Source organism: Actinobaculum suis (assembly GCF_900102025.1).
In the GTDB taxonomy this organism is placed as follows: domain Bacteria; phylum Actinomycetota; class Actinomycetes; order Actinomycetales; family Actinomycetaceae; genus Actinobaculum; species Actinobaculum suis.
Window position 1 is genome coordinate 57,873 of sequence record NZ_FNAU01000003.1, and the last position, 15,795, is coordinate 73,667.

Genomic DNA, 15,795 nt, shown 5'->3' on the forward strand with positions numbered 1-15,795 from the left:
TGCTAACCGCAGTACTGATAACGCTACAAAGAACAGCGCTAATAACGGCGCGCACAAGATTGCAAAACGGTGCAACAAAACAGTGCAAACAGTTGCCACTGGAGTGGGGAGGCGTGAATTATCGCTCCCCGGGCGGGCGTAGCAAGATCACGCGTTCTGAAGAACTATGCGCGATGGCGGCCGGAGCCACGATGGCTTGGGCCACGCGTGAACCGATGCGGCGCATAGAAAGCGCGGTAGCCGCCGAGCGGCGAACATCGGTGTGATTGCGATACTGGCGGGAGCAACTAGTAGCTCCGCCGAAAAAACTGGTATACGGGTGGGTACGACGCACGGTATTCCCCTTCATTGAGCTAGACGATGGGCGCGAAAATTACGCCCACCACCATCGCCGTGCTGGCGCAGTTCCTTCCAGCCAGGTATGTGCGTGCCAAGAGCGCGTTTGCCGGCTATCTTCTGCCGCCGTCTGCGCCAGGGCCGCGGAACCCTTGGTTCCCCGGGCCGCCAGGCCGCTTCTCTGCTCCACGCTTACCATGTGCACTAGATTAGCGCATTTTCCCGCAAAGGTGAAAACCGTCCATATTTTGAGGCACCCGGCCAGCGAGGTTTCCCCAGCGGCTGCTACCGCCTCCTATTCGGCATCTGTCGCATCGTCCGCTTTGCTTAGCGGCGCGAAGCGGAGCAGTAACCGTTTGGTCACTCCCCCACCGAAGCGCACTTTCGCCGTCGTCGACTTCCCGCTACCTTCGAAGGAAAGCACCGTGCCGGTACCGAACGCCTTGTGCTGCACGCGGTCCCCTACTCGTAAACCACCGGTACCGTCCCCTTCCGCACTGTTACTTTGCGCGTCTGTTGCCGCCGTTTTCGCGTTTCCGGTTCCCAATTTCGTACCGGAACTAGTGGTTTTCGCGCTATCGGCACCGGTACGCGCCGGCGTCGTACTGGTTTTTGTTGTGGCATCTTCCGTTTGCCGACGCCGCACGCCCAGCTTCCCGGGCACAAACTTTGCTTTGCCGGAACCAATGGGTGGCGCAAAATCTGGATCGTCAAAGGACAGATCAGGTTCTTTCCTGCCGCCGCGGTACTGCGCGCGACCATAGCCCGAATCACCGTAATCGTAGTTGCTAAAACCGCGATATCCGCCGTAACTGCCATAGCTTGCCGAACCGCGCAAAATATCTTGCGACGATTCGGCGCGGCGCCAATCCAAGAGTTTGGCCGGAATCTCTTCTAAGAAACGCGAGGGCTCGTACTGTTGGGGTGCGCCCCAACTAGAACGCGTGGCCGCCCGGCTCACATACAAACGTTGCCGGGCGCGGGTAAATGCCACATACGCCAAGCGGCGTTCTTCGGCCAATTCCGCCGTATCTTCCAAGGAACGAATATGGGGAAAAGTGCCATCTTCCAAACCGGTCACGAACACCACCGGGAACTCCAACCCCTTGGCGGTGTGCACGGTCATTAGGGTTACTTCGTCTGCTGCGTCTGCAGCCGGCACTACCGCACCCATCGCATCCGAAACGCGCGCCGCCGCACCCACCGGACCCGCCGCACCCACCGGACCCGCCGCACCTGCGCCACCGGTTTCTGCGCCCGCGTGGTTAGCATTTCCGGTTCTGTTGAAGTTCCCCGTGCCGCTAGTTTCCGCGGCTGCGCTGCTAGTGTTCTTCGCGCCGCTCGCATCGGCTTGGCCGGTGCCATCCGGAAGCCGATCGGTATCGGCCACGAGGGAAACTTGGTCGAGCCAGTCGGCCAGGGTAGCGCCCGCATTTTCGGGGGCGTTCGCAAAATCGACGGCGACGGCGTGCAGTTCGGCCAGGTTTTCCACGCGGGAAATATCTTGCGGGTCGGAACTTTCCTGCAAAGCCGCCAGATACCCAGATTCGTCCATGATTTTATCTAGCACTTCTGCCGGGCTGGCCCCCGCTGCTGCGAGCTGTCGCGATGCTTCCAAAGCCTGCACGAAAGCGGTGATTGAATTGCGGGCTCGCGCGGTTAGTCCGGCTACTTCCCCGCGGCCGTGCGCTTCGGGATCGGCAACGTCCGCGAGCGCAGCGCCGAAGGAAATCTGCCAGCGGGCTGCGTGCATGGCCACATGTTCTTCACTTTTTGCGCCCAGGCCGCGGCGGGGTTCGTTCAAAATTCGCCGAATGGAAACCGTATCGTCCGGGTTTACGATCGCTTGCAGGTAGGCGATGGCGTCTTTGATTTCCTTGCGCTCATAAAACCTGGTGCCGCCGATAACCCGGTAAGGAATGCCGGCGCGCACAAACATTTCTTCCAGGGCCCGCGATTGCGCATTAGTGCGGTAGAAGACCGCAAAATCTCCGTAGTTGTAGCCGGCTTGGGCGCGCAGGTCGTCGATTTCGTCAACCACGAATTTCGCTTCGTCGCTTTCCGAATCTGCCACGTAGCCAACGATTTTTTCGCCGTCGCCCTGGTCTGTCCACAAGCGTTTGGCACGCCGATGCGCATTATTGGCGATCACCGCATTGGCGGCAGACAAAATATTTTGTGTAGACCGATAGTTTTGTTCCAGTTGGACGGTGTGGGAACCCGGGAAGTCTTTTTCGAAGTCTTCAATATTGCGAATGGTGGCCCCGCGGAAAGCGTAGATGGATTGGTCGGCGTCGCCTACCACGGTGAGATTGGCGCGCGGCAGATCAGCTTCTGCGCCGGCTAGTGTGCGGACGAGCACGTATTGGGCATGGTTGGTGTCTTGGTATTCGTCCACCAAGATATGGCGGAAACGGGTGCGGTAGCGTTCGGCAATCTCGGGGTGTTCATGCAGGAGCTGTACTGCCCGCATAATTAAATCATCGAAATCCATGGCATTGGCCGCCTGCAGGCGTTCCTGGTAGGAACGGTAGGCGCGGGCCAGCACTTCGCTCGCCGCATCTTCGGCCTGGCGGGCCGCTTGGGCCGGCGTTACCAGTTCGTCTTTCAGATTAGAAACTTGCCGGAGCAACGACTTTGGCGAATAGGTGCGAATGTCGATGTTTTCTTCCCGGCACACCATGTTCATAAGCCGCTGGGAATCTTGGGCATCATAAATGGTGAAGGTGGAACGCATCCCGAGGGCGCGGTGTTCGGCCCGCAAAATGCGCAGGCAAGCCGAATGGAAAGTAGAGATCCACATGGAACGAGCAAACCCGCCAAGCATCTGCTCTAACCGTTCCCGCATTTCTCGGGCGGCCTTATTGGTGAAAGTAATAGCCAATATTTCGGAAGCGCGGGCCTTGCCTTCCGCAATCAGGTAGGCAATGCGCGAGGTGAGCACACGGGTTTTGCCGGAACCGGCGCCGGCCACCACGAGGAGGGGGCCGCCCTCATAGGTCACCGCTTCCAATTGTTGCGGGTTCAAGCCCGCCACAATATGGCTAGTATCGCGCCGCGACCTATAACCGTCCGACGTGCCCGCATCGCCGGCATAGGGCGTAGTAGAAATTGCGTTACCGGGAACGGGCCCGGCCGGGTGGGCCGGGGCGGCGGGGCCGGCGTCGAGCTGTTCGATGCGGGCCCGCAGCCGGTTGAGGGTTGACTTCAAGGAATCGTTCTCTGACATCATCCCCTAGGGTACCCGCCCGGCCGTCCCAAGCTAGTTCACCTGCGCCGTCTTGTGGACGCGGATCGCATGCTCATTGGTGAACGCATGCAAACCCCACACGGCTTCCTCCCGGCCATAACCGGAATTGTTGATGCCACCGAAGGGCCATTCCGGCCCGGATTCGCGGTGGTTATTGATAATCGTCATGCCCGCATTAATCTGCGCGGCGAAACGTTCTGCCCGGTCGATATCTTCACTCCACACGGAAGATTGCAAACCGTATTTGGTGGCGTTGGCGAGCCGCAGCGCGTCTTCTTCGTCGCGGGCGCGGTAAATGACGACGACGGGCCCGAACAGTTCGTTACAGGAAATGTCTTGTTCTTCTGGCACATCGGTGAGCAGGGCCGGCAACATGTAGGCTCCCGGCCGGTCCAAAGCTACCCCGCCATAGTGCAAAGTAGCGCCTTCGGCCACCGCTTGGGCTACGCGTTGCACTACTTCATCGCGCGCACCGATCGAGGAAAGCGGCCCCATATCAATATCTTCATCAAAAGCACCCACCCGAATTTTGGCGATTGCTTCTTTGGCGGCGGCTAGGAACTCGTCGTAAATATTGGCGAGCACAATAATCCGCTTATTGGAAGTGCAAACCTGCCCGGCGTTGAAGGTCCGCAACCGCACTGCTTTTTCTGCTACTGCCGCTACATCGGCCGCGTCCAATACAACCATGGGATCATTGCCACCCAGTTCCATGAGGGAACGCTTCAGGTGTTTGCCAGCCAGGCTGGCTACCGCCGATCCGGCTGCTTCCGAACCGGTGAGGGAAACACCCTTGACCCGGAAATCGGCAAGCACCGTTTCCGTATCTGCCGTATCCAAGTAAATGTTTTGGTACACGCCTGCCGGGAAACCTGCTTCGCGCAAAAGTTCCGCAAAGCGGGCCGAGCTGCGCGGGCAAATCCCCGCCTGTTTCATGAGGATCGTATTCCCCACCATAATTTGCGGGAGCGCGAACCGGGCTATCTGCGAATACGGGAAATTCCAGGGCATAATCCCCAGGAGCACACCCAGCGGATCGTGCCGCACATAAGTTTGCACCCCGTCAGAAACCGCGAGCTGGGTAGGAGCTAGCAGACTTTTTGCGTTTTCTCCGAACCAGCGGGCGTGGGCCGCCACATTTGCCACTTCGGTTTTCCCGTCCGCGAGCGGTTTACCCATTTCCTGCCCGGCAATCCGGGCCAGCTCGGTAGCATTTTCTTCGCAGAGCTCCCCGAAGCGGAGCATGAGCCGGCGTCGTTCTGCTATGGGAGTGCGCCGCCACTCTTCGTACGCCTGCCACGCAGTATCGATGACCTGCGGAATTTCTTCCTTCCGCAAGGTAGGAAATTCTTCTTCAGTGATACCAGTGTTCGGATTATTGACCGCATACCTACTCATAGTTCCTATTTAACGGCTTTTGCGAGGCAAATGCTAGGACATAGATCAAGGCAGCCGTGCGGGTTGTGATTCGAGTACGCGGGTGCACGTACCAGTAACGCGCCGGCAGATGGCGCGGATTCAGTGCGCCGGTGCGGGGCGTCTGCTACCTTCGAAGGTATGAGTAATCATGTACCCGATACCGAAGAACTAAGTCCGATTCTCGTACTTGGTTACAAAGTAGCTGAGAATCCGCAACTTTCTGGCCCGGCTTTCCAGGGCTATGAAGCAACTGCTACCGAGCTGAATACAGCGATCAAGGCCATGCCGGATTATGATAAGCCCGGCACGATGTCTGTGTTCGCGGTTCCCCAGGAACTGGCTCGCCGGTGCATTGCAATTGCTTTGCCCGCCGAACCGAGTCTGGCCGATTTGCGGGAGGCCGCTGGTCAAGCTTTGCGCCGCAAGGACGTGAGCGGCAAGGTGCTTTTGCAGATGCCCTACCAGAATATGGAAGAGCTGCAAGCGATTGTGGAGGGCGCGAACTTGGGCCGCTACCGGCCTACTTTGTTCAAGAAGCAACCGGAAATTACCGCGATCGAGGTTTTCACCGAAGGTGAGGAAGAAGCTACCGCGCAGGCTATTGCCGCCGCGGAACGTTTGGCTAGCGCCCAAAACATGGTGCGTGACCTGGTCAATATGCCCGGTTCTTATCTCAACCCGGAATTCTTCTACACGATTTCCGAAATTTTGGACGAAGAGACCGACGACGAAATCAGCGTCAAAACCTGGAACGTGGAAGACCTCCTGGAAGACGACTGTGGCGGGTTGATCGGCGTGGGTGCCGGTTCCCAATTCCCGCCCTGCCTAATTCGCCTCGAGTGGGCCGGCGGTGAAAACCCGCAGGGTCACGTGGCGCTCGTGGGCAAGGGCATCACCTACGATTCTGGCGGGATGAGTCTTAAGCCCAGCCAGGGTCTTGTTTCGATGAAGTCTGATATGGCCGGCGCCGCCACCGTGATGGAAACCGTGCGGTTGGCCGCGGCCCGGAAGATGCCCGTGCGCGTGACCGCTTGGCTCGCGGTGGCTGAAAACATGCTTTCGTCTACCGCCCAGCGCGTGGATGACATTATCACCATGCCGAACGGAAAAACGGTAGAGGTAAACAATACCGACGCCGAAGGCCGGCTCGTACTTGCCGACGCACTTTGTTTGGCGGTCCGGGAAGAACCTGATGCGGTGATCGATATTGCTACGCTTACCGGCGCGCAAATTGCGGCACTCGGTTCTCGCACTGCTGGACTAATGGGTAGTGACGAGGTAGTGGACGCCGTATTCGAAGCTTCCCAACAGGCCGGCGAATCTGCTTGGCCCATGCCTTTGCCTAACCACCTGCGCAAGTCTTTGGATTCGGAAGTTGCCGATCTGCAAAACAGCGGTTCGCGCTATGGTGGCATGCTCGTAGGCGGCCTGTTCCTAAAGGAATTCGTGGGCGATACTCCCTGGTGCCATATCGATATTGCCGGCCCCTCCTTCAACTCGGAAGAACCATGGGGCTACACGCCCAAGGGTGGCACCGGGTACGGAGTGCGCACGCTTATCACCTACCTGGAAAACATTGCCAAGAAGTCCGCTGCGGCCCCGGCAGAAAACAAGTAACACTAAGCCCGAGTAGCACAAAATAACAAACGAGGCCGCTGGGTGAGAGAGCGAACCAATATGGGTTCGTCTTTCCCGCCCAGCGGCCTTGTGGCTAAGAACTAACCGCGTAGCTGCGTCATATCCCGCGCAACCTAGAACGAGGGTACGTTCAGGCCGTGCTGCCGGAAGATATCCCGGGCTCGTTCCACTTCGACATTCGTTGGCGGCTCAGTATTTTCGAGTTCGTAGTGAATGCCCAGGTTGTGCCACTTATCGCGGCCCATCTGGTGGAAAGGCAGGACTTCCACACGGGTCACGTTGCTTCGCCACCGTGCGCAAATATCAGCTACCTGGTTAATATTTTCCGGATCGTCGGTAAGCCCCGGCACCAGAACGAAACGGATCCACGTTTCAATTCCGGCGGCGTTGAGCCGATCTCCGAAATCGATCGTTGGTTGCAAGGCGCGGCCCGTGACGTGCTTGTAGGTTTCCTCATTTCCGGATTTCACGTCGAGGAGCACCAGATCAATATCTTGCATGGTTTCATCGGAAACACTGCGCCCGAGGAAACCGGAAGTATCAATACACGTGTGGATACCCATTTTCTTGGCGCCATGTAAAACGTTCGCCATGAATTTGGGTTGCATCATCACTTCCCCACCGGAAAGCGTAATCCCACCACCGGTAGCTTTGAACATCCGACGGTAACGCTTGATGCGCCGCATGAGCTCATCAAGTTCGACCGGTTGGCCGTCTTTCATGAGGAAAGTATCCGGATTGTGGCAGTACTTGCAGCGTAGCGGACAACCGTTGAAGAACACCGTCATCCGGGTTCCTGGTCCGTCCACCGCGGTTACGAGCTCCCACGAGTGGATGGATCCGAGCGTTCCTTCCCGCATCTTTTTAATACGATCGGACCGCTCAACATCCGTGAGCGTATCTATTCCGGCTAGACCCGCTCCCTGCAAACGCCCGGTCGGGGCCTGGAAATCTTGGTAATCATCCTCGATTTCACGGTCCCCGACCGGGTCGAAATTAATTCTTTGGACCAATTAGGCGCCGTGGTGGAACGTACGGTTAAGCACGTCGAGCTGCTGCTCGCGGGTCAGCTTGACGAAGTTGACGGCGTAACCGGAAACACGAACGGTGAGGTTCGGGTACTTTTCCGGATGGTCGATCGCATCTTCCAAAGTGTGGCGATCCAAAACATTAATATTCGCGTGGTAGAGGCCGTCGGTCGTGCCGGCTTCTGCCCGCTGGGCCTTCATCGAAGCAACCCGTTCTTCATAAGTCTTTGCCATCTAATTCCTCTTTTCTTTGAAATCCTGCTTTAGCAAACAGAACCCGGGTGGGACGGGTGTTACCATCCCACCCAAATTTTACTCTTTATTGGCCGCGCTGAGGTTATTTCAACGTCCGCTAATAAGCGCGGACGCCGTCACATCTACCGTCCTTCCGCGGGGCCTTGCGGCCCCGCTTCCGGAAATCTTGGTTATTCAGCGTCGGCGCCGATAAAGCCAGCGTCCATAATCCCCACCAGGTTCTGAACTTGCTCTTCCTTAGAGCGGCCCAGGCCTTGCGGAGTAATGGTGTTCGTCAGCGAGATACCGTCGAGCGCATCCTGGTAATCAAGCTTGCCCACGGAAAGCATCGAAGCCACCATGCCGTGCGTATCCATACCGTTTTCCGGATTGGCGCCCGGGGCGAAGGGGGTGCCCTTCTGGTGACCCGAGGGGAAGGAACCAGTTGCCTTACCATAAACCACATTCGAGGTAATGGTAAGTACGGACTGGGTCGGAATAGCGTCGCGATACATCGGCTGTTCCTTGATCTTCGACATGATGGTGTGGACCACGGTGGCGGCAATTTCGTCTGCCTTGTCGTCGTCGTTACCGTAGATCGGGAACTTGCCTTCGGTGCGGTAATCCACTACCAGGCCGGTTTCGTCACGAATCGGGTACACCTTGGCGTACTTGATTGCGGAAAGCGAATCGGCCACGATGGAAAGCCCGGCGATGCCGCAACCCATCGTGCGCACGATTTCCGAATCGTGCAGGGCCATTTCGATCGCTTCGTAGGCGTAGCGGTCATGGCAGTAGTGGATAATGTTGAGCGCTTCCACGTAGGTTTCCACAACCCAGTCAAGCATGTGCTCGTACTTTTCCCACACGTCATCGAAATCGAGCGGGCCATCGCCTTCCACGGCCGGGAATTCGCCGGCCGGGGTTACCTGTTCGCCCGTCATTTCGTCACGGCCACCGTTGATGGCATACAGCAAGCCCTTGGCGGCGTTCACGCGCGCGCCGAAGAACTGCATCTGCTTGCCTACCTGCATCGGGGAAACGCAGCAGGCGATAGCGGCGTCGTCACCCCACTGCGCACGAATCTGGGCATCAGATTCGTACTGGATGGAGGAAGTTTCGATGGAAATCGCCGCGCAGAATTCCTTGTACCCAGCGGGCAGGGCCGGATCCCAGAAAATCGTAATATTCGGTTCCGGAGCCGGGCCGAGGTTGCGCAGTGTTTGCAAGAGACGGAAGGAGGTCTTGGTGACCATGGAACGTCCGTCTTCGCCAAAACCAGCATCCGACCAGGTAGCCCAGTACGGATCGCCGGAGAAGATCTGGTCGTAATCGATGGTGCGCAAGAAGCGGACGATGCGGAGCTTCATGACGAGGTTGTCAATCATCTCCTGAGCGTCAGTTTCGGTGATGCGCCCGGCGGCCAGATCACGTTCGAAGTAAATATCGAGGAAGGCAGACAGGCGGCCAATCGACATGGCAGCGCCGTCCTGGCTCTTAATTGCCGCGAGGTAACCGAAGTACGTCCACTGCACCGCTTCCTTCGCGGTAGTAGCGGGCTTCGAAATATCAAAGCCGTACATTTCGCCCAGATGCTTGAGCTTCTTCAGCGCCTTGATCTGTTCCGAATGTTCTTCGCGGTAGCGAGCCCAGTGTTCGGAGAAGGTCTTGTCCGCAACTGCGTCCCTGGCCTCCTGCTTTTCGGCAATGAGCTTGTCAATACCGTACAGGGCTACCCGGCGGTAATCGCCAATAATACGGCCCCGGCCGTAAGCATCCGGCAAGCCCGTAATAATGTGGGAGTGCCGGGCCGCGCGGATACGCGGCGTGTAAATATCGAATACCGCATCGTTGTGAGTCTTGCGGTACTTGGTGAAGATTTCCTTGATGCGCGGGTTCGGCTCCTTACCGGCTTCCCGGATGGCGGTTTCCACCATGCGCCAACCGCCGTTCGGCATCATTGCCCGCTTGAGTGGAACATCGGTTTGTAGCCCTACGATAACGTCGTCATCTTCGGAAATGTAGCCGGCCGGGAACGCGTCGATATCCGCCGGGGTGTCGACGTCGACGTCGTAAACGCGGCGCTTGCGCTCCTCCGAAAGGTAGTTCTCTTCCAGGTGATCCCAAAGGCGTTTGGTCTTTTCCGTGGGACCTGCAAGGAACGAGGCGTCGCCCTCGTAAGGCGTGTAGTTCTTCTGGATGAAGTCACGGACGTTAATGGAAGTTGTCCATTCGCCCGGGGTGAATCCAGCCCATGCCGCCTCTCCGGCGACCGGGACCTCGGTTGCAGTGCGCTCCATATGTATGGCTCTCTCCTTTTATTCCATTAGGACATCTAGCATTTTCTCAAATGCTTGACCACTTTTTCCGGGCATTTCGTCCATGGACTTAAGTCCCAGGAGGGGCTTCCATTCCCGCGTTCTGTGAACTTGTATGCCCGCAAACCCGGTATTCACGCGACCTCCTGCGGTGGCGATCGCGATCTCGAAACTCTGCTAATTAACGCGCGCACGCAGGCGGTGAAATTAACCACCGTATCTGGCGTCGCTGCGGAGTAGGTATCTTCTTCCCGCTCATCGTTAGAACGGGCTATCCGCCTGGATTATTCCGGCCCTGAAGCCACGCACCAGCGCTAGCCCGCCCCACGTGACGTTTATCATCCTACCCTTATTTTTGGCGAGGCTCTGTGTTCTTTAGGAACAACCACACCTCGAAGCCGTTCCCCGGAAACAGCCCAGAAAATAACCCGGAAAACAGTCCTTCCCGGCCGCGGAGCTAACCGCGTTTTACTCCCATTCGATGGTGGCTGGCGGCTTGGAGGTAACGTCCAAAACCACACGGTTTACTTCCGGAACGGAATTGGTGATGCGAGTAGAGATGCGGGCGAGCACATCGTAGGGAACTCGGAACCAATCGGCCGTCATTGCGTCTTCGGATTCGATGGGCCGAATTACGATCGGGTGCCCATATGTACGGTGATCGCCTTGCACGCCTACCGAGCGCACATCGGCTAGCAAAACCACCGGGCACTGCCAGATTTGGTCATCCAGCCCGGCCTGGGTTAGCTCTTCACGCGCGATCGCATCCGCGGCCCGCAAGATACGCAAGTTTTCCCGGCTGGCTTCGCCTACCACGCGGATTGCTAGGCCCGGCCCCGGGAAGGGTTGGCGTGCCACAATTTTTTCGGGTACGCCCAGTTCGCGGCCAATCTGGCGCACTTCGTCCTTAAACAGGGCGCGTAGCGGTTCGATAAGTTCGAACTGCATATCATCGGGCAAGCCGCCCACATTGTGGTGGCTCTTGATATTCGAGTTGCTATCACCCTGCCCGGATTCCACAACGTCCGGGTATACCGTGCCCTGCACCAAGAATTTCACTTCGCCGGAAACTTCATCTACCACCTTGCGGGCGGCACGTTCGAAGGAGCGAATAAATTCGCGGCCAATAATCTTGCGCTTGGTTTCCGGATCTTTTACGCCGGCCAAAGCGTCCAAGAAGATATCGGAATCATCAATGGTGATTACGCGGATCCCCATGGTTTGCGCGTAATCCTTTTCTACCTGGGCGCGTTCACCTTCCCGCAACAAACCGTGGTCAATGAAGAAACAAGTGAGATGATCGCCGATAGCGCGGTGCACGATCGCTGCCGCCACGGAAGAGTCCACGCCGCCAGAAAGCGCGCAAATAACCTGCGCATCACCCACGCGTTCCCGAATCTGGGCTACCTGATCGTCAATGATCGAACCAGCAGTCCACTCCGGTTGCAGGCCGGCCGCGTTATACAGGAAGTTTTCCAACACTTGCTGGCCGTGGCGCGAATTACGCACTTCTGGATGCCACTGCACGCCGTACAGTTTGCGTTCCGTATTTTCAAAAGCTGCCACCGGGGTATCCGGTGTGGAAGCTACGACTTCGAAGCCTTCCGGGGCGCCCGTCACTTTATCGCCGTGGCTCATCCACACGATGTCTTCTGCCGGAACGTTCCGGAATAGGCAAGAATCGTTATTTACCGCGGCTTCTGTGTGGCCGTATTCGCTGGTTCCGGTCTGCCCCACTTCCCCACCCAGTTGCTGGGCCATTACTTGGAAGCCGTAGCAGATACCAAGAATCGGTACGCCGGAAGAAAGGATTTCCGGATCCAAACTGGGCGCTCCTTCGGCATAAACCGAAGCCGGGCCGCCGGAGAGGATAATCGCCGCCGGGTTCTTAGCCAGCATTTCAGCCGCGCTCATTGCCGCGGGCACGATTTCCGAATAGATGTGTGCTTCACGCACGCGCCGCGCAATCAGCTGGGCGTACTGGGCACCGAAATCAACAACTAGAACTGGAGAAATCTCAGGGTTACTCACCCTCCCAGTTTACGGGGTGAGGGCCTTCCCGTGCAGGTCCGGCGCGGTGATATCGAACGATGAGCTTATTTAGGCCCCGGCGTGCCGAGATTTTTTAGCTTCTGCCCACCTCATTCCAACCTGAATAATGTTCTTATCTGCTTTGTGCCTCACTTTAGGGGCGGTTGCGATTATCTTTAAGGGAGTGGGTGGAGTATGCCATCCCGCAAGAAGTGGCCTACGGGCCGGAAGGATATACATAGTGGCTTACAGTGTTTATCTCACAGCGGCGGAAGGCAATGCCGGTACCCTCGGCGTCGCCACTGCTTACATTGATCTTTTGCTCCAGGAATACTCCAATATCGGGGTGTTCCGCGCCTTCGCGAATGGACCAATCGAAAATGACTCACTTTTCCTGACCCTTCTCGAACGGGCAGGAAAGCGCGCCGATGCGCCACAGGCCTGGGGAACTACCCGCCGGGCTTACGTAGAAGATGAAGAAACGGCGATGAACCAGCTGGTCAATCGCTACACGGATTATGCCCAGGATTTGGATGCGGTGCTCATCCTCGGTCTGTGCGATGGCGACCCGGTAAATCCGGGAATGCTGGCGCGCAGTGGCCGAGCCGCTGCCAATCTGGGCACCTCGGTGGTACCGGTTGTTGCCGGTTCCATGCGCTCCCCTGCCCAGGTGGAAGTAGTGGCGGAGCTGGCCGCCAAGGAAATTAGTGAATCTTATGCCCCGGTTTCTGCCCTGGTGGTCACGGACGCTCCGGAAAACCTGGCCGCGGAATATCGCGGAGATGCCAGCCAGGTAGTTTTCGTAGCGGAAGGTACCGCCGCCAAGTTTGCGGGGAACGACGCCGAACTTCTTCTGGCCGCCGTCAAGCGTGGCTCGGATGTGGTCACCCCGCTAGCTTTCCAAGCAAACTTGATTTCGCGGGCCCGGGCCGCGAAGAAGACGATCGTGCTCCCCGAATCGGAAGACGACCGGATTTTGCAGGCCACCGCCCAGCTTTTGGCCCGCGATGTGGCCAATATCGTACTGCTCGGGGAAGAGGCGGAAGTGCGGGCGCGGGCCGCCGAACTCGGCCTGAATATCGACGCCGCCCAAATCGTTTCTTTGCACGATCCGGATCGCCTACACCGCTATGCGGAAAAGTTCGCCGAGTTGCGCGCGAAGAAGGGCGTGACTTACGAACAGGCGCAAAAGACGATGGAGGATCCTTCGTACTTCGGCACCATGATGGTTTACCTGGACGAAGCCGATGGCATGGTTTCCGGTGCCAACCACACAACCGCAAACACGATTGTGCCTTCCTTCCAGACGATCAAGACCAAGCCGGGTACCGCCGCGGTATCCGGTGCCTTCCTCATGCTGCTCGATGACCGCGTTTACGTGTATGCCGATTGCGCTGTAAATATCAGCCCCACTCCGGAACAGCTAGCCGGGATCGCCGTGGATTCGGCGCGTACCGCAGCCCAGTTCGGGGTGGAACCGCGCGTGGCCATGCTCTCCTACTCCACCGGCACTTCCGGCAAGGGGCCGCTGGTAGACGCCGTCGTGGAAGCTACCCGCCTCGCCAAGGAAAAGGCACCGGACCTGTTGATTGAAGGGCCAATCCAGTACGACGCCGCGGTTGATCCGGCAGTTGCCGCCAAGAAGCTGCCCGGTTCACCGGTGGCTGGCCGGGCTACCGTCTTTGTGTTCCCGGACTTGAATGCGGGCAATATCGGGTATAAGGCCGTGCAGCGTTCTTCGGGTGCGGTAGCGGTAGGCCCGGTTTTGCAGGGTCTGAATAAACCTGTCAATGATCTTTCGCGGGGCGCCCTGGTGGAAGACATTGTGAATACCGTGGCTATTACTGCCATCCAAGCGCAGGGCTAAGCGTTTTGCTGTCCGGTTAGGCAGTTTTAGCGTTGGTTTGAGTGCCAGCTTTGGTGCCGGGCTTGGCGGCCCGGCACCTTATACTTTGAATAATGTCCGAAGAGTTTGATCCGCGCTGGCTCAGATTTTCTGGAGTGTAACCAGTTTTCTGGAGCGTAACCAGGAATCCCTTACGGTGACGGGGCGGATTGTGCCGATCGGCTTCGAGAGAAACAATAAGGAGAATTCGATGTCCGTTCTAGTAATTAATTCCGGTTCGTCTTCGATCAAGTATCAGGTGATCGATCCCGTCACCGGAGAATCCACGGCGAAGGGGCTGGTGGAACAGATTGGTTTGCCCTCCGGGCATATCGAGCACACCGGTAATGGGCAGGAACGTGAATATGTGGGTGAGATTCCCAATCATGCTTTTGGCCTGGAAAAAGTACTGGAGTTCTTCGCGGAAACCGGACCTTCCCTCACCGATGGTTCGATTGTGGCGGTGGGGCACCGTGTAGTGCAGGGTGGTAAGTATTTCGACGGCCCGGCCCTGGTTACGGAAGAAGTTATTTCCAAGATCGAGGATTTGCAGCCGCTTGGCCCGCTGCACAATCCGCCGGCCCTGGAAGGTATCCAGGTGGCGCGCAAGCTCCTCCCTCAGGTACCGCACGTAGTGGTGTTCGATACTGCTTTCTTCCAGTCTTTGCCGGAAGAAGCGGCGCGTTATGCGCTCAAGCGCGACGTGGCTGATAAGTACGAAATTCGCCGCTATGGTGCTCACGGTACTTCCCACAAGTTTGTTTCCCAGGAAGTAGCTAAGCTACTGGGCCGCGATGATGCGAAGCAAATTGTTTTGCATATTGGCAATGGTGCTTCGGTTTCGGCGGTGGATTCTGGCAAGGCCGTGGAAACCTCGATGGGGCTCACCCCGCTGGAAGGCCTGGTAATGGGCGGCCGTACCGGGGATATTGATCCGGCGGCTGTTTTCCACCTGGAACGCGAAGCAGGAATGACGGTAGAAGAACTCGATAACCTCTTCAACCGCGAATCCGGAATGATGGGACTTACCGGTTCTTCTGATCTGCGTGACGTGCACGCGATGGTGGAAGCCGGCGATCAGAACGCGAAGGAAGCGGTGGATATTTATGTGCACCGCATCGTCAAGTACATTGGCGCTTATACGGCGATTCTGGGTGGTTTGGATGCGCTCACCTTTACCGCCGGGGTGGGCGAGAACGACGACGTTATCCGCGCCGCCGTGCTCGACCGGCTGGCACCTTTCGGGGTGAAGTACGACGCCGCCGTGAACGCCACGCGGTCGAAGGAATCCCGCGAACTTTCCACGCCGGATTCTTCCGTCCGCGTGTTTGTGGTGCCGACCAATGAGGAACTGGAAATCGCTCGCCAGGCAACTGCGCTCGTGAATTCCAGCAAGTAAAACGAAGCCGCACGCAGCGCACCGCGCGGCTTCGCGCAAGCTGCGCGCACGCAGCGCACACGCAGCGGGGCCCGGAAGTTTACGAACTTCCGGGCCCCGCTGCGTTGCTAGCTGCCGCTGTGTTGCTAGCTGCCGCTGTGTTGCTAGCTGCCGCTGTGTTGCTAGCTCCCGCTGTGTTGCTAGCTTCTGGCTAGCACTATTTATTTAGTACGCGGCTCGCGCCGCGCACAGCCAGCGGTGCTTGCCGCTCCCAGCTA

Annotated in this window: 10 protein-coding genes; 3 read left to right on the forward strand and 7 right to left on the reverse strand. The window is 57.8% G+C overall.

Features of this window, described 5'->3' with window-relative positions; translation table 11 throughout:
* Positions 1 to 118: 118 nt before the first annotated feature.
* The 3 genes from BLT47_RS02450 to BLT47_RS02465 all read right to left on the reverse strand — a co-directional run bounded on the left by BLT47_RS02450 (position 119) and on the right by BLT47_RS02465 (position 4,984).
* Positions 119 to 349, reverse strand: a complete 231-nt coding sequence (locus BLT47_RS02450; protein WP_049618871.1) for a hypothetical protein — start codon at positions 347 to 349, stop codon at positions 119 to 121.
* Between the two features lie 282 nt (positions 350 to 631).
* Entirely contained in the window at positions 632 to 3,565 is a 2,934-nt protein-coding gene (locus tag BLT47_RS09510) for an ATP-dependent helicase (RefSeq protein WP_083330016.1), read from the reverse strand.
* A gap of 33 nt (positions 3,566 to 3,598) precedes the next feature.
* Positions 3,599 to 4,984, reverse strand: a complete 1,386-nt coding sequence (locus BLT47_RS02465) for an aldehyde dehydrogenase family protein (protein WP_074661271.1) — start codon at positions 4,982 to 4,984, stop codon at positions 3,599 to 3,601.
* Positions 4,985 to 5,143: 159 nt separating this feature from the next.
* Between BLT47_RS02465 and BLT47_RS02470 the strand changes: the two genes are divergently transcribed.
* A complete protein-coding gene (locus tag BLT47_RS02470) occupies positions 5,144 to 6,622 on the forward strand; it encodes a leucyl aminopeptidase (protein WP_074661275.1) in 1,479 nt (492 codons plus the stop codon).
* A 134-nt stretch (positions 6,623 to 6,756) separates the two neighbouring features.
* Here BLT47_RS02470 and pflA read toward each other — a convergent pair whose 3' ends face one another.
* The 4 genes from pflA to guaA form a co-directional block, all read right to left on the reverse strand.
* Positions 6,757 to 7,656, reverse strand: a complete 900-nt coding sequence (gene pflA, locus BLT47_RS02475; protein WP_231583028.1) for a pyruvate formate-lyase-activating protein — start codon at positions 7,654 to 7,656, stop codon at positions 6,757 to 6,759.
* A complete protein-coding gene (gene grcA2, locus BLT47_RS02480; protein WP_049618874.1) occupies positions 7,657 to 7,905 on the reverse strand; it encodes an autonomous glycyl radical cofactor GrcA2 in 249 nt (82 codons plus the stop codon). It lies immediately after the preceding gene.
* A 191-nt stretch (positions 7,906 to 8,096) separates the two neighbouring features.
* Positions 8,097 to 10,205 (reverse strand): pyruvate formate lyase family protein, encoded by a 2,109-nt coding sequence (locus tag BLT47_RS02485; RefSeq protein WP_074661278.1) that lies wholly within the window; start codon positions 10,203 to 10,205, stop codon positions 8,097 to 8,099.
* Positions 10,206 to 10,691: 486 nt separating this feature from the next.
* Positions 10,692 to 12,239: a glutamine-hydrolyzing GMP synthase gene (guaA, locus tag BLT47_RS02490; RefSeq protein WP_176764475.1), complete on the reverse strand. Its 1,548-nt coding sequence runs from the start codon at positions 12,237 to 12,239 to the stop codon at positions 10,692 to 10,694.
* Between the two features lie 256 nt (positions 12,240 to 12,495).
* Between guaA and pta the strand changes: the two genes are divergently transcribed.
* Both pta and BLT47_RS02500 read left to right on the forward strand, forming a co-directional pair.
* Positions 12,496 to 14,121: a phosphate acetyltransferase gene (gene pta / locus BLT47_RS02495; protein WP_074661284.1), complete on the forward strand. Its 1,626-nt coding sequence runs from the start codon at positions 12,496 to 12,498 to the stop codon at positions 14,119 to 14,121.
* A gap of 229 nt (positions 14,122 to 14,350) precedes the next feature.
* A complete protein-coding gene (locus tag BLT47_RS02500) occupies positions 14,351 to 15,538 on the forward strand; it encodes an acetate/propionate family kinase (RefSeq protein WP_049618899.1) in 1,188 nt (395 codons plus the stop codon).
* Positions 15,539 to 15,795 lie beyond the last annotated feature (257 nt).

Excerpts from the sequence above, each read along its gene's own strand:
- BLT47_RS02450 (WP_049618871.1), bottom strand. The coding sequence starts at position 349 with ATGAAGGGGAATACCGTGCGTCGTACCCACCCGTATACCAGTTTTTTC.
- BLT47_RS09510 (WP_083330016.1), bottom strand. The coding sequence starts at position 3,565 with ATGTCAGAGAACGATTCCTTGAAGTCAACCCTCAACCGGCTGCGGGCC.
- BLT47_RS02465 (WP_074661271.1), bottom strand. The coding sequence starts at position 4,984 with ATGAGTAGGTATGCGGTCAATAATCCGAACACTGGTATCACTGAAGAA.
- BLT47_RS02470 (WP_074661275.1), top strand. The coding sequence starts at position 5,144 with ATGAGTAATCATGTACCCGATACCGAAGAACTAAGTCCGATTCTCGTA.
- grcA2 (WP_049618874.1), bottom strand. The coding sequence starts at position 7,905 with ATGGCAAAGACTTATGAAGAACGGGTTGCTTCGATGAAGGCCCAGCGG.
- BLT47_RS02485 (WP_074661278.1), bottom strand. The coding sequence starts at position 10,205 with ATGGAGCGCACTGCAACCGAGGTCCCGGTCGCCGGAGAGGCGGCATGG.
- BLT47_RS02500 (WP_049618899.1), top strand. The coding sequence starts at position 14,351 with ATGTCCGTTCTAGTAATTAATTCCGGTTCGTCTTCGATCAAGTATCAG.